The following is a 12,789-nucleotide window of genomic DNA, read 5'->3' on the forward strand; positions in this document are numbered from 1 at the left end:
TTGGGAGACAGTAAATATTGTAACAGATGTATGGAACAATATGACAGTTCACTTCATGTATGTCCGTCATGCGGATATGCCGAAAGCGCTGAATATGACCCTATGTACGTTCCACCGGGTACAATACTCCACGGTAAGTATCTCTGCGGTATTCTTCTTGAATACAACGGCGAGGGCGCAACATATGCCGGTTGTGATATATCAACGGGCAAAAAGGTGTTTATCAGGGAATATATGCCTATAAACCTGTGTTCCCGCGTAAAGAACAAGCCAACTATCAGCGTTAACTATAATAACCTTGCCAAGTACAAGGCGTTTATGGCTGAATACACCGAGCTGAACAAGTCGCTTGCAAGACTCCGCAACAACCCGAATATACCTCCTGTTCTCGATATGTTTGCCGAGAACAATACTACATATACCATATTTGAGTATATCGAAGGCGTGAAGATGCTGGACTACCTGAAGGAAAACGCAGGCGAGGTCAGCTGGGAAGAGGTATCAAAGATATTCCCTCCCCTTTTCACAACGATAGGTATACTCCACAATGCGGGAATAATACACCGCGCTATAAGCCCCGATACAGTGTATATCACCGACAAGGGCGAGCTGAAGCTCTGGGGCTTCTGCGTATCAGCTGTGAGAACTGCAAATGCAGGTCTTGAGTACGAGCTTTTCAAGGGCTACGCGGCTCCCGAACAGTATTCGGCAAGCAGCAGCAGCCGTCAGGGTTCATGGACCGACGTTTACGGCGTATGCGCACTCCTTTACAGAGCTCTTACAGGCTGTATGCCGGTGGACTCCGTGAGCCGTCAGAACCACGACGATCTCCACGAGCCGAGCAATCTCGATCCGTGCATACCGCGCCACGTTTCACGTGTTATAATGGAAGGTATGAACCTCAACGGCAGAGACCGTATCCAGACTATCACCGAACTGGTGACAAAGCTCTTTGAGCAGCCTTCTGAGGAGGAAAACAGCGACGAGGATTTCGACAGCACTCTCTTCCTCAATGACCGTCCCGGCGCAGTACCTCCTGTTTCTGAGCCAGAGCCTGCGGCACCTCCTGTTTATCATGCAGTTCAGCCGTCTGCTCCGCTGCCTGATGATGCCGAGGTAATACATCAGCACAGCGCTCCCGCATACAGCAGACCGCTCCGCGATGACAGCTACGACTACGAAAAGGGCAATACCGTTGACCGTATAAAGGTCCCCGTTATAATAGGACTCCTTTTCCTTTCGATACTGCTTATAATCTTTGTATTTCTCATGCATCTGTTCTCACCTGGTGAAGATGCGAACAAATCATCAACAAGAAGCAGACGTTCCACTATCGTAAGCAATAATTCAGCGGACGACACCACCACAACAACATCAGGCTCAGCCGAAAAGAACATAACTGTTCCTAAGCTCGTAGGCAAATTCTATGAGTTTGAAAAGGATAAATGGACTGATTTCAAGCTCGAACCCGTATATTCATACAATGACGAGTACGAAAGCGATATGATCTTCGAGCAGAGCGTAGCCGAAGGCGAAATGATCGCCGAAGGCGATACTATCGTTATCAAGGTCAGCAAGGGCAAGGGCAAGGCTACTGTCCCCGATTACAGCGGCAAAACCGTGAACGAGTACAAAAACGCTCTTGAAACTGCCGGAATATCCAAACATAACTATCAGTTCATAGAATCGGATACCGCATACGGCAAAGCCGGTACTATCGTTGAGCTCCGCTCAGACGGAAAGATAGTATCTCCCGGATCAGTATTTGACTGCTCTACCGGCAAGAAGCTTGCTGTTTATTATGTTTCCGAAAAAGCTACTGCACAAAGCACAACAACAGCTTCAGCAACCACTACAACAGCTGCCGCAACAACGACTCACGCGGCAAATACTACAGTCCAGGCTACCACGACGCAGGCACCTGTAACAACTCCGGCGCCTACGACTGCACCGCCTACTGAACCGCCTACAGAGCCTCCGACGGATCCTCCCACGGAACCGCCCACAGACGCACCCCCTGTAGAACCGACTACGATAGATGACGGCGGTCAGGGCTGATAAACTATAAAAACAAACGCCATAGTTTTCCGGTATACCGGAGAAGCTATGGCGTTTTTTCATCTGAAATACCTCCAGACAGGGAAATGCGCCGCAGTAGGGGATACTGTGGCGCGTTTTGAGAAAAGGATCTGAATGATCATGAAGATGTCTTTGTTCCGCCGGAAAGAGTTCCGCCGTATGCTGCCAGCTGCGTCTGATCGAGCTGCTGGAAGTATGTGGAACCGTTAAGGGTTCCGCCTGTATAGAAGGAAGCTCCCGAAGTACCTGTGCCGCCTGCCTTGAGCTGGCTGACAGACTTGTCAACGATGAAGGATACTATTACCTTTCCGTCGCTTCCCACCAGTGATAATCTTGTATTTGCACTTAAATTTGCCGAAGCAGTTACGGAAGCTGTCATTTCGCTGCCGCCCATGCTCATGCCGCCTGACGAACAGTTGGATACCCATGTTCCGCCGTTTACCTTGATAGTGCTGCCGCCGTCACCGCAGTCATAGGGCTCGTTGCCGTTTGAGATGATGTAGCCGCCGTTTATCTCGATATTTCCGTTGGAATCATAGCCGTCGTGATCGCCGTTGGTCGCATTTACTATTGCAAATCCGCCGTTGAACTGCATGAGGTAGTTTCCTGAGTTTCCGCCGCCGAAGCCGCCTCCTCCGAAACCTCCGCCGCCCTGTCCCCAGGGCATACCTGTATTACCCATGCCTGAACCGTCGCTGCCGCCTGCCGCATTGAAGCCGTCGTCAGTTGAGTTCACGATCACTGAACCGCTGTTCTGGTAAATTTTCTGTGCTTCGATACCCTCATAGCACTTTTCAACGTATATTACGATATCATCGTATTTTCCGCTGTCCTTTGTGCCGATAGTGAGGTTATGGTCTGCGTGAGCGCCGTCATCAGCTGAAGCGAGCTTCAACTCGCCGCCGATAAACTGCATATCGCCGCCGCAGTGTATACAATCGTCGGAAGAATCAATACTGATACTGCCGCCGTTGATAGTAATGTTGCCTTCGCTCTGCCATGTGGTGCCTGCCTCGTCATAAAGACCTACAGCCTTTATGCCCTTTGCGGAAATATCGGTCTTGTTGGAGTTTCCGTCCATGCCGAAGCCGCCGCCTCCTCCGCCGCCGGGTCTGCTGCCGCCCTGACCGCCCTGAGTATTGCCGGAGCCTGTATAGGAGCTTCCCTGGAAGGTCTTGACAGTCAGGTCGCCGCCGTTCATTACAAAGAACTGCTCGGCTGAGATACCGTCTGCGTAGGAGTCAATATTTATTGTACCGCCGTTGACAGTAACTATTCCCAGCTGCTTCGCTGTTGATGAAGATTCAGTGGAAGTAGCCTTGATACCGTCGCCTGCTTTTGTTTTTACTGTTACGGAAAGGTTTGAATAGTCCACCTCTGTTCCGTCTGATGAGGTATTACCGATAGTCACGCTGTCCTTGCCGCGAATACCGTCATCGGCAGCATTAACTACCAGTGTGCTGTTGTATATCTTGATATCGTCCTTGCCGACGATACCTTCCGCAGCGTTTCCGTTTACGGTAAGCTTGCCCTTGCCCTTGAACTTTATATCGTCCTTGGAGTAGATCGCTCCCGCAGCGTTGTCTGCGTTGGTGTAGCTCTCGCCGTCAGAAATGGTATTCTCAGTGCCGTTTTTAGCGGTAATGATGACCTCGTCTGCGATAGATGCTACATATATAGGAGAATTCTTGGTATTTGTAAGGCTCATGCCGCTGAGAACGAGCTCAACGACGCCGTCGGGATAGACAGTCTTGTCGACGTCAACAACGATCTGTCCGCCTACCATCTCGCCGGTTACTGTAAAAACACCGGGCTGAGATATTGTGCAGATGTTGTTCTCCACTTTAGCCTCTGAGGAAGCATTGGTGGTCATGCCTGCATCGGAAAGAGTTATGGTGAGCTCTCCGGGTGCAGGGTTGGGAACTACATCGCTCTTGGCAATTCCTGCTGGATTTACCTTATTATAGATGTTAACGCCGTTCTTTATGGTGAACTTTTCTGCGTTATCATCGCCGTAGGTTATTGTATTGCCTGTGCTCTTGTTTGCAAAGGTGTTTGTACCCTCAGTCAGGCTTACGAAGCTGATAAGAACATACTTATACTTCTTGGTGAAGTCTGAGTTATGCTTATCCACATTCATATCTTCACGCATTACAGTCCACTGGAAGTTATTAGCCTTCTTCCATGTACCGTCCTTCTCGTTTGTTGAGTCGTCAATACAATTGAAGAGGAGTACAGGCTGGTCTCCTGTTGTTATGAGCTTCTCATCGACCTGATTATCGGTAGCAGTAGCGATAACGTCACCGCCTGTGATATTCACGCCTGTTGCAGCTGTAAGTCCGCGGTCGCCGCCTGCTGAAACGTAACCGCCGCTGATGTCAATAGTGGTCTCAGCCTGTACAGCGTCATTGCCCGCCTTGATAACAGTTGAGCCGCCCTCGAAAACAACAGCGTCCTTGCTGGACTTGATACCGTCGCCTGTAGCGTCAATTGTAACATAGCCCTTCTTGACCGTAATTGACTTCTTAGCCTTGATACCGTCAGTCTTGGTCTCGGAATTGCTTGTAGTGATATTGATCTTACCGCCGTTTATCTTGATGTCGTTGTTGCAGGACACAGCGTCCTGTGTATTTGCGGTGATATTGAGGACTCCGTCGCCCTTTTCACCGCCCTTGATAGTCATATCGTCCTTGGCTTCGATAACGGCTGCCTTAGCGAAGTCACCCTCGTAAGCAGTATCTCCGTCAGAGATATTATTCTCTGTGCCGTCAACGATATTGATAGATGTATTCTCAGCGTTTGTGATGAGGATAGCGGGAGCGCTCTTGCCTGTGATATTCGCGTTATTGAGGAATATCTTTACAGTCTCAGCGTCCGCGGTCGTATCAGCGATATTTACGTTGATCTGACCGTCGTCAAGAGTACCGTCAACATAATACTCACCGGAATGAGTGATGGTGACCTTTGTGCCCTCAACTACAGCATTTTCACCTTCTACCTCGATAGAAGTGTTCTTGAGGTGGATCTTTACTGCCTCAGCAACAGGATCAACATCTGTCTTGCCGCTGCTGAGCTCGCCCTTGCCCAGAAGATACATCTGGATAGCAAGCGCGTCATTTGTGGATACACCATCGTTTGCGCCGTTGCAGTCGGCATTGATCCAACCCTGTGCAGTAATAGCACGGGCGTCCGAACCGCCTACACCGTACTTGTTAGGATTGGCAAGTGCCTGCATGATCATGACAGCGTCAGAAAGATCGACCTGTCCGTCTGAATTGGCGTCGCCAACCATTGCTGAAGCACTGGTTTCCGCTGCATAACTCATCAGAGGCATAGCCGCTGCTGCCAGACAAACAGCAGAAATACCTGCAATGAGCTTTTTCAAGCCATTGTTTTTCATAATTGATCATTCTCCTTTTTTAATATCGCCCAATCAAAGGTCAAACCGAGTTTGACTATGTCTACATTATATCGGCTTTACCTTGAAATAATCTTAAAGTATTCTTAAAAGAGCATTAAGGCTACAATAAAATCATACAATTGGGCTTGATTTTTTATGTCCCCCCTATTTTGTCTGTAATTTAATTATACTCTTTTTCAAGTGTTTAAGCAATTTATAATAACATACAAAAAAGTGGTTTTTGTTTTGGATATCTTGCCAAAGGCTCTCATTTGATGTATAATAAAAGTAAATCAAAATTTGCCGCTGAGCGAGCGGCGGCGCTTGCCACGTTGGCGCTCGTAAACTCGCTCACATTAAATTATGCTGTTAATTTTACATCGCTTACAGCACAATAATTATGCCATAATCATGAACGGGATTCCAAAGGGACTGTGTTCCTTTGGCGGAGTCCAGAGGCAGCGCCTCTGGTCGCTGTTCACAGCTTTCAGAGAACAGCGAAACAATACGAAGGCGCTCCGCAAGGGTGAATTCCGAAAACAATCCTGTGAATTGTTTTCGGAAGAGGGACGCCCTGCAAGTGAGGGCGTCCCTTAACGGGACGTCGAGGACGCCGTCCCCTACATTGTTTTTTGCGGAACGCCGAGGGTGACTCCCCACAGTGTGGGGAGATGTCGCAACGCGACAAAGGGGTGCGGCGCCTGTTAGGCGGCGTTCCCTACAAATATAAATTATGATTTATGAAAGGATATGCAGCCGTGAAAACAGACAAAAATACTGAACAGATCCTGTCAGAGCTGGAAAGCCACGGCTTTGAAGCCTATATGGTCGGCGGCTGCGTCCGCGACAGTATTATGGGCAGAGAGTACAATGACATCGACATAACAACAAATGCTCTCCCCGAACAGATAATCGAAGTATTCAGCAGCTATAAGGTAGTCCCTACAGGCATAAAACACGGCACAGTCACGGTTTTATGCGGCGGAACCCCTTTTGAAATAACCACCTACCGCATTGACGGAAAATATACCGACCACCGCCGGCCTGATAATGTAGAGTTCACATCAGATATTACCGCCGACCTTGCACGCCGTGATTTTACAATAAACGCCGTAGCTATGGACAGAAACGGCTGTCTCGTTGACCCCTTCGACGGTATTTCGGACATGAAAGCAGGTATCATACGCTGCGTAGGCGATCCTGAGAAGCGCTTCTCCGAGGACGCTCTCCGCATTATGAGAGCTGTCCGTTTCGCTTCACAGCTTGGTTTTGCTATAGATGACGATACCGCTAAAGCCGTACATGATATGAAGGACCTGCTTCAGAATATATCAAACGAGCGTATCCGAGACGAACTGGACAAGCTGGTTTGCGGTAAGAACTGCGCTGATGTACTCATGGGATACAGCGATGTCATAACTGCTGTTATCCCCGAATTCAAGCCAAGTATAGGGCTCGACCAGCGCTCACCCTACCATAAGTACACCGTCTGGGAGCACATTGTCAGAGCTGTCGGCTTCGCCCCCGAAAACGACGTAAAACTCAGAAGAACTCTCCTTTTCCACGATATCGGAAAGCCTGCCTGCATGAAGCTTGACGAAACAGGCAGAGGGCATTTCAAGCAGCACGACAGAGTAGGAGCCGAGATCACCGAAAAGGTCATGAAACGCCTTCGCTACGACACAAAGTCCATATCCTACGCCACTGCGCTGATAGCCAATCACAGCAAAAAGCTCCGAAACAGAGCCGATGTTAAAAAAATGATGTACCGTATCGGCGAGGAACTGTTCTTTGCTCTCATAGAAATGAAAAAATGCGACAATTCCGCAAAAAATGAATTTGTCCTTGACGAGAACATCTTCTTCGACAGGCTTGCGGAAACGGGCAGGGAGATAATAGCAGGAAACGAATGCCGCAGTCTGAGAGGGCTTGCGGTAAACGGCTCGGAGCTCTCCGCTATCGGGCTCAAAGGAGCTGAGATAGGCGAAATGCAGCATAAGCTCCTTGAACTTGTCATAGAGGACGCTCTCCCGAACGAAAAAAATGCGCTGCTTGAATACGCGGAACAGGAGTACACAAAATGAAAGGCAGGATACATTCTACCGAAAGCTTCGGTACTGTTGACGGTCCCGGAATACGCTTCGTGGTATTCTTTCAGGGCTGTCCCCTGAGGTGCAGATATTGCCATAACCCCGACACATGGGACTTTTCCGGCGGCAGGGAAACTACCGCTGAGGAGCTTATGAAGGAGTACGATTCATACAAGGAGTTCCTTAAATCAGGCGGTATCACCGCAACCGGCGGCGAACCTCTTGCACAGCCGGAGTTTCTTGCGGAACTCTTTTCTCTCGCAAAAAGCAAAAGTGTCCACACCTGCCTCGACACATCAGCAGGAGTTTACGATCCGGCACACCATGAAAAGATCGACGATGTGCTGAGATATACAGACCTCGTTATGCTTGATATAAAGCACATAGACAACGAGCTCCACAAGGAGCTTACAGGTATCGGCAACCGCAATATACTCGCATTTGCGGAGCATATACGCGACCTTGGGATACCGGTATGGATACGCCACGTGGTAGTTCCCGGTATAACCGACAAATATGAGGAGCTTTTCTCACTCGGAGAATACCTCTCAACACTCAGCAACCTTAAAGCGCTGGATGTACTCCCCTATCATGATATGGCAAAGACAAAGTACGCAGAACTGGGACTTGACTATCCCCTTGGCGATACTCCCCCTTTGTCGAGGGAGGAAGCGATAAAAGCCCGTGAAACTATCATCGCAGGTATAAAGTCAGGACTTCACAAGCAGAAATAATTAAAACAGGACCTTCGTAACATTACGGAGGTCTTTTTCATATACTGTTGTAAATCATAATTTTGCGAAGCAAAATTATGATTTAGTTTAGAGTTGAGAATTGAGAGTTGACAGTTATGGTGTATCGCCTGCGGCGATATAATTTAAATAATATGAGCGCAGCGAACTCATTAACTCTTAACTCTCCACTCTCAATTCTCAACTAAATCAAAATTCAGCTTTGCTGAATTTTGATTTATCCCGGCGTGCCGTATGCCGTAAAGCGGCGGAGAAATACTTATGTGCGGAATTGCAGGAGCTATCAGCTTCATTGAAGATATGCGCGAGGATATGAAGGTCTATGAGAATATGCAGCGCGCCCTCCTGAGACGGGGTCCCGACCAGCGCGGTATGCTGCTTGCCAAAGAAGCCGCCCTCATACACACCCGTCTTGCGGTCATCGACATAAACGGCGGCAGACAGCCTATGAGCTTCGGGAAGTATACTATTATATATAATGGTGAGCTGTACAATACGGAGGAGCTCCGCAGCGAGCTTGCAGAGGATTTTGACTTCACAACAGCTTCAGATACAGAGGTAGTGCTCAAGGGCTACATAAAATGGGGAAGCGCCTGTGTTGACAGATTCAACGGTATATTCGCATTTGCGGTCTACGACGAAGATAAACACCGTGTATTCCTTGCCCGTGACAGAATAGGCGTAAAGCCCCTGTTCTACTTTCAGACCGAAACCAAGCTCATCTTCGCCTCAGAGCTCCCGGCACTCCTTGAACACCCTGATATCCCGCATGAGATAGACGAACAGGGGGCGGCGGAGCTTCTTCTTATGGCTCCCGGCAGAACTATGGGCTGCGGAGTGATACGGGGCGTAAAGGAGCTCCCTCCCGGCTGGTGCGGTCACTATTCCGCAGGCGGTCTGGATATCCGCGAATACTGGCGGCTCCGCGCTTATGAGCTTCACGAGACATTTGAGCAGACCGCCGAACACGTCCGGGAGCTCGTCCTCGACTCAATAAAGCGTCAGCTGGTCTCAGACGTGCCTGTCTGTACCTTTCTTTCGGGCGGTCTCGATTCGAGCCTGATATCCTCTGTTGCCGCTTCTGAGCTGAAAAAACAGGGCAGACGTCTAAGCACCTTTTCCGTTGACTACACCGATAACGATAAATACTTCCAAAGCAGCCATTTTCAGCCTGACAGTGATCCTGAATACATCAGATGCATGACTGAATACCTCGGCACAGACCACCACCGGACGATGATCGATACTCCTGAACTGGTAAACGCCCTCGAAGACGCAGCCGAAGCCCGCGGACTTCCCGGAATGGCTGACGTTGACGCTTCTCTTCTCCTCTTCTGCCGTGAGATAAAGAAATACGGCACAGTCGCTCTTTCGGGAGAATGTGCCGATGAGATATTCGGCGGCTATCCGTGGTACAGAGATAAAGATATCCGCATGACAGACGGTTTCCCGTGGGCTCAGAGCACCGCCTACCGCAGCCGCTTTCTCTGCGATGACTATGCAAAAAGAATAAACGCTGACGAATATGTCTGCTCCGCCTACCGTAGAACTGTCGGCTGCGCGGAAAAGCTCGTTTCGGACAGTCCCCTTGAATACCGTATGCGCGAAATGACTCAGCTCAACTTTCACTGGTTCATGCAGACACTTCTCGACCGCAAGGACAGAATGTCCATGTACAGCGGTCTTGAAGTCCGGGTGCCCTTCTGCGACTACCGTATAGCCGAATATCTCTACAATGTCCCGTGGGAATACAAGGACTACATGGGCAGAGAAAAAGGACTTCTCCGTGAAGCCATGAAGGAATGGCTGCCGGAAAAAGTCCTTTGGCGGAAAAAGAGCCCCTATCCCAAGACCCACAATCCCGCATTTCTTGCAGGAGTCACGGAAAAGCTCAGGAGCATACTGGATAACGGCGGAGAGAGGCTCACTCAGCTCGTAAAGCGTGAGGAGCTTGAAAAGCTTCTGCGCCATGAGGAAAACGTGCAATGGTACGGACAGCTTATGAACCTGCCGCAGACCATAGCCTATTTCATACAGCTCAGCTACTGGCTTGAGCGCTTTGACATACGCTTGAAATGGGCATAAAATAAGCTCATTTAAGTGCAGTGCTTATATAGAAACTTTAAATGGAATTATCGGGGGAACCCTTTTTCAAAAGGGTTTTCCTCAATAGCTCACATAAAAACTTCTATAAAAGTATCACACTTACAAGGAGCTTATGATACATCATTTGAGATCTGTCTTTTTGAAAATAAGTATTCCGCCGATCGTAAGAACGACACATATTGCTATGTCAATAACTATAATCAGTGCGACTTTATCGGGAACACTGGTAGGATCATACTTGAATTCCTGTCTCTGTATAGTGGGTATTGCAACCTCCGCGATCTTTTCAACAGTCTTGCTCTTTGAGAACATCACTATCAGTTCCGCCACCGTCAGGATTATCGAATCCATCATGATCGAAAGCACTACTCCGCCTGTAGTTCTCAATGAATTGCATATAAATACTATAGCGCAGGTAAACGTAACGATTATGACCATAGTAATGCCGATATTTATAAATATTTCCTTGCAGGGGAATAATTTAAAGCCCATAAGCGGCCAGCCCAGACCGATAAGCGTGAGCCAGTATGCCAGCTGATACACAACAGCCACGAACAGCGAGATTATAAGATTTGCCAAATATATCCTGGCTCTCGAATGTCCGACTATTATTTTATTCCTTATGGTATTGTTCTTAAAATCACTTACAATGAACATACCTGCCGTGATACTTATGAACATTATGATAATACCGGTCATTACAAACATCATAACGTCACCGATCATGGAGCCTTTTCCTTCTACGATACCTATAAATACCGATACAAACGCAGGGATTAAAATGTTAACTGCAAGAACGATATAAAAACGCTTCTCTTTAAAAAGTCTTCTGAAGCCTTCAGCAAGCAGCTCAGACATTGCGAACACCTCCTACAAGTCCCATGAAATAGCTTTCGAGGCTTTCGCTGCGCTCTGTCATGGTATTTACAAAGCAGTTTTTCTCGTTGAGCGCAAGAACAAGGGGCGTTACCTGCACAGGAGTGAAGATATCAGCCTCATTAGGCGAATATATCCTGAATTCAGCGCCCATGCCCTGAAGCACATCGGCGAGGATATTCGTATCGTTTACATTAATGTGTACTGCCTTTCTTGAAACCTGTTCAAGCTCCTCGGCGCTCATTTCCTTGATGACCCTGCCTTTCTCGATAAAGCCGTAGTGAGTGGCAAGTCGTGAGAGCTCGTCGAGGATATGGCTCGAAATAAGTATAGTGATGCCCTTATTCTTGTTAAGGTCGATCAGCATTTCACGGACCTCCATGATACCCTGAGGGTCAAGGCCGTTTATAGGCTCATCAAGGATAAGAAAATCAGGGTCACCGACAAGTGAAAAGGCAATACCCAGTCTCTGTCTCATACCGAGGGAGAAATTCTTGGCTTTTTTCTTGCCGGTATTGGAAAGGCCTACCATTTTGAGTATGTCGTCGAGCTTTTCGTTTGAGATACCAAGAGTCTTTGTCTGCTGGATAAGATTATCCTTGGCTGTCATATCAGGATGAAGAGAAGGCGTTTCAACGACAGCGCCGACTTTTCGGCGTACCTTGTATATTTCCGGACTTTTGTAATCCGCTTCCATAACGGAATAGCTGCCGGATGTAGGATTATTGAGACCTGTTATTATACGGATAAGTGTAGTTTTTCCTGCGCCGTTCCTGCCGACCATTCCATATATTGAGCCCTTGGGAACATTTATCGTAAGGTCGTCAAGAGCCTTGAATTTACCATACGACTTGCAGAGATGCTGCGTCTGCAGAATGTGATCCATAGTTTCACCGCCTATTTTGTTTATTTTATAACAAACTGCCTTTATGCAAAAAGGCGGTCATGCATGATGCACGACCGCCTGAAGTCGTTATTATTTATCAGACACGAAATTATTCGTTGATCTTTGTAACAACGCCTGAACCAACTGTTCTGCCGCCCTCACGGATAGCGAAACGGAGTCCCTCTTCGATAGCGATAGGAGTGATGAGCTCAACATCCATAGCTACGTTATCGCCGGGCATACACATTTCCTTGTCAGCAGGAAGAGTTACAACACCTGTAACGTCAGTTGTTCTGAAGTAGAACTGAGGTCTGTAGTTGTTGAAGAAAGGAGTATGACGTCCGCCCTCTTCCTTCTTCAGTACGTAAACCTGACCTGAGAACTTTGTATGGGGGTGGATCGAGCCGGGCTTACAAAGAACCTGTCCACGCTCAACCTGGTCTCTTGTGATACCACGGAGAAGAGCACCAACATTATCACCAGCCTCACAGAAGTCAAGAGTCTTTCTGAACATTTCAAGACCTGTAACAACTGTGTTGAGCTTCTCGTCAGAAAGACCAACGATCTCAACAGGCTCGTTTACGTTGAGCTTTCCACGCT

The 12,789-nt window shown here is 48.2% G+C and carries 8 protein-coding genes; 4 read left to right on the forward strand and 4 right to left on the reverse strand.

Annotated elements, in window-relative coordinates; genetic code table 11:
* A complete protein-coding gene (locus QZZ36_RS11965; protein WP_295081797.1) occupies positions 1-2,058 on the forward strand; it encodes a PASTA domain-containing protein in 2,058 nt (685 codons plus the stop codon).
* A gap of 139 nt (positions 2,059-2,197) precedes the next feature.
* Here QZZ36_RS11965 and QZZ36_RS11970 read toward each other — a convergent pair whose 3' ends face one another.
* Complete coding sequence (locus QZZ36_RS11970) at positions 2,198-5,479, reverse strand: carbohydrate-binding domain-containing protein (RefSeq protein WP_295081799.1); 3,282 nt, start codon at positions 5,477-5,479, stop codon at positions 2,198-2,200.
* A gap of 758 nt (positions 5,480-6,237) precedes the next feature.
* Here QZZ36_RS11970 and QZZ36_RS11975 point away from each other — a divergent pair.
* The 3 genes from QZZ36_RS11975 to asnB all read left to right on the forward strand — a co-directional run bounded on the left by QZZ36_RS11975 (position 6,238) and on the right by asnB (position 10,406).
* Positions 6,238-7,563, forward strand: a complete 1,326-nt coding sequence (locus tag QZZ36_RS11975; RefSeq protein ID WP_295081802.1) for a CCA tRNA nucleotidyltransferase — start codon at positions 6,238-6,240, stop codon at positions 7,561-7,563.
* Positions 7,560-8,303, forward strand: a complete 744-nt coding sequence (pflA, locus tag QZZ36_RS11980) for a pyruvate formate-lyase-activating protein (RefSeq protein WP_295081805.1) — start codon at positions 7,560-7,562, stop codon at positions 8,301-8,303. Before QZZ36_RS11975 ends, pflA begins: the two co-directional genes overlap by 4 nt.
* Positions 8,304-8,582: 279 nt before the next feature.
* Positions 8,583-10,406: an asparagine synthase (glutamine-hydrolyzing) gene (asnB, locus tag QZZ36_RS11985; protein WP_295081807.1), complete on the forward strand. Its 1,824-nt coding sequence runs from the start codon at positions 8,583-8,585 to the stop codon at positions 10,404-10,406.
* Between the two features lie 141 nt (positions 10,407-10,547).
* On the opposite strand, the gene QZZ36_RS11990 is transcribed toward asnB, so the two are convergent.
* From QZZ36_RS11990 to QZZ36_RS12000, 3 genes are all read right to left on the reverse strand, one after another.
* Positions 10,548-11,285, reverse strand: coding sequence for a hypothetical protein (locus tag QZZ36_RS11990; RefSeq protein WP_295081809.1), 738 nt, complete (start codon positions 11,283-11,285; stop codon positions 10,548-10,550).
* Positions 11,278-12,189: an ATP-binding cassette domain-containing protein gene (locus QZZ36_RS11995; RefSeq protein WP_295081811.1), complete on the reverse strand. Its 912-nt coding sequence runs from the start codon at positions 12,187-12,189 to the stop codon at positions 11,278-11,280. The genes QZZ36_RS11990 and QZZ36_RS11995 overlap by 8 nt, the downstream gene beginning before the upstream one ends.
* Before the next feature lie 109 nt (positions 12,190-12,298).
* Positions 12,299-12,789: EF-Tu/IF-2/RF-3 family GTPase (locus QZZ36_RS12000; RefSeq protein WP_295073874.1), on the reverse strand; the 491-nt coding region annotated here is incomplete at its 5' end.

Origin of the sequence: Ruminococcus sp. (assembly GCF_016287535.1) — a bacterium.
Lineage (GTDB): Bacteria > Bacillota > Clostridia > Oscillospirales > Ruminococcaceae > Ruminococcus.

Excerpts from the sequence above, each read along its gene's own strand:
- QZZ36_RS11970 (WP_295081799.1), bottom strand. The coding sequence starts at position 5,479 with ATGAAAAACAATGGCTTGAAAAAGCTCATTGCAGGTATTTCTGCTGTT.
- pflA (WP_295081805.1), top strand. The coding sequence starts at position 7,560 with ATGAAAGGCAGGATACATTCTACCGAAAGCTTCGGTACTGTTGACGGT.
- asnB (WP_295081807.1), top strand. The coding sequence starts at position 8,583 with ATGTGCGGAATTGCAGGAGCTATCAGCTTCATTGAAGATATGCGCGAG.
- QZZ36_RS11990 (WP_295081809.1), bottom strand. The coding sequence starts at position 11,285 with ATGTCTGAGCTGCTTGCTGAAGGCTTCAGAAGACTTTTTAAAGAGAAG.
- QZZ36_RS11995 (WP_295081811.1), bottom strand. The coding sequence starts at position 12,189 with ATGGATCACATTCTGCAGACGCAGCATCTCTGCAAGTCGTATGGTAAA.